The following is a 544-nucleotide window of genomic DNA, read 5'->3' on the forward strand; positions in this document are numbered from 1 at the left end:
GAACAGCACTTGCTAAGATCGTACCTGATTTTGAAAAAGCTAACCCGGATATCAAAGTCGAAGTGCAAGCGATTCCTTGGGATAATGCCCATGACAAATTGCTAACTGCGGTCGCTTCCAAAAAAGGTCCTGATGTTGTGCAAATGGGACTGGGTTGGATTCCTGAATTTGCAGATGCTGGAGCATTGCTAGATTTATCTTCTTACACAGAGAAATATCCAAATCTGAAAGTAGATAACTTCTTCAAAGGTGCTCAACAAACAATGACCTACAACGATCAATTGGTTGGTATTCCATGGTATATCGATACTCGCGTATTGTTCTACCGTGCAGACTTGCTAAAACAAGTTGGTTATAACGAACCACCAAAAACGTGGGCTGAATTGAAAGATGCAGCAACAAAATTGGCAGCTAGAGGCAATGGTAACTATGGTATTTTGCTAGATAGCCAGGATCAAGTATTTACACTTCCGTTTGCTTGGGAAAATGGTAGTGAAGTGATTAGTAGTGACAACAAAGCTCAATTTAATCAACCGCAATATGT

1 protein-coding gene is annotated in these 544 nt (G+C 40.4%); it reads left to right on the forward strand.

Annotated elements, in window-relative coordinates; all coding sequences use genetic code 11:
* The coding region (locus PTI45_RS01925; RefSeq protein ID WP_139129202.1) for an extracellular solute-binding protein at positions 1-544 on the forward strand (544 nt) is incomplete at both ends.

The sequence above is a fragment of the Paenibacillus nuruki genome (assembly GCF_001721045.1).
In the GTDB taxonomy this organism is placed as follows: Bacteria; Bacillota; Bacilli; order Paenibacillales; family Paenibacillaceae; genus Saccharibacillus; species Saccharibacillus nuruki.